A 1,039-nucleotide genomic window follows, 5' to 3' on the forward strand; every position below is an offset into this window, starting at 1 on the left:
TCACGCTGGGCGGCTCGGCGCTGCCGGCGGTGCGCGTCGAAGTGAATCCGGACGCGCTGAGCAAGTACGGCATCGGCCTCGAAGACGTGCGCGCCGCGCTGGCCTCGGCCAACGCGCATGCGCCCAAGGGCGCGCTCGAAGGCGAAGGCGTGCACTTCCAGATCTATGACAACGACCAGGCCACGCAGGCCAGCGACTATGCGCCGCTGATCGTCGCCTGGCGCAAGGGCGCGGCGGTGAAGCTCTCCGACGTGGCCGAGATCGACGACTCGGTCGAGAACATCCGCAACGACGGCATCGCCGACGGCAAGCCCGCCGTGCTCGTGATCCTGTACCGGCAGCCGGGCGCGAACATCATCGAGACGGTCGACAACGTCAAGGCCGCGCTGCCCTTCCTGCAGGCCTCGATCGCCGGCGACATCGACCTGCAGGTGGCGGTCGATCGCTCGACCACGGTGCGCGCCTCGCTGCGCGAGATCGAGGGTGCGGTGCTGCTCGCCATCGCGCTGGTGATCGCCGTGGTGTTCGTGTTCCTGCGCAGCGCGAGCGCCGCGCTGGTGCCCGCGGTGGTGGTGCCGGCGTCGCTGATCGGCACCTTCGGCGTGATGTACCTGTGCGGCTACACGCTCGACAACCTCTCGCTGATGGCGCTGACGATCGCCACCGGCTTCGTCGTCGACGACGCCATCGTCGTCATGGAGAACATCACGCGCCACNGTGTTCCTGCGCAGCGCGAGCGCCGCGCTGGTGCCCGCGGTGGTGGTGCCGGCGTCGCTGATCGGCACCTTCGGCGTGATGTACCTGTGCGGCTACACGCTCGACAACCTCTCGCTGATGGCGCTGACGATCGCCACCGGCTTCGTCGTCGACGACGCCATCGTCGTCATGGAGAACATCACGCGCCACGTCGAGGCCGGCATGCCGCGCTTCGAGGCCGCCCTGGTCGGCGCGCGCGAGGTCGGCTTCACGGTGCTGTCGATGAGCCTGTCGCTGATCGCGGTGTTCACGCCCATCTTGCTGATGGGTGGCATCGTCGGCC

The 1,039-nt window shown here is 68.8% G+C and carries 1 protein-coding gene and 1 pseudogene; both read left to right on the plus strand.

Annotated features, from left to right (window positions below; genetic code table 11):
- Positions 1–41: 41 nt before the first annotated feature.
- Positions 42–659 (plus strand): annotated as a pseudogene (locus QZH66_RS16850) (efflux RND transporter permease subunit); the annotation flags it as partial.
- A 103-nt stretch (positions 660–762) separates the two neighbouring features.
- The coding region (locus QZH66_RS16855) for an efflux RND transporter permease subunit (protein WP_305807006.1) at positions 763–1,039 on the plus strand (277 nt) is incomplete at its 3' end.

This window comes from Stenotrophomonas sp. YIM B06876 (genome assembly GCF_030711595.1).
Classification (GTDB): domain Bacteria; phylum Pseudomonadota; class Gammaproteobacteria; order Xanthomonadales; family Xanthomonadaceae; genus Stenotrophomonas.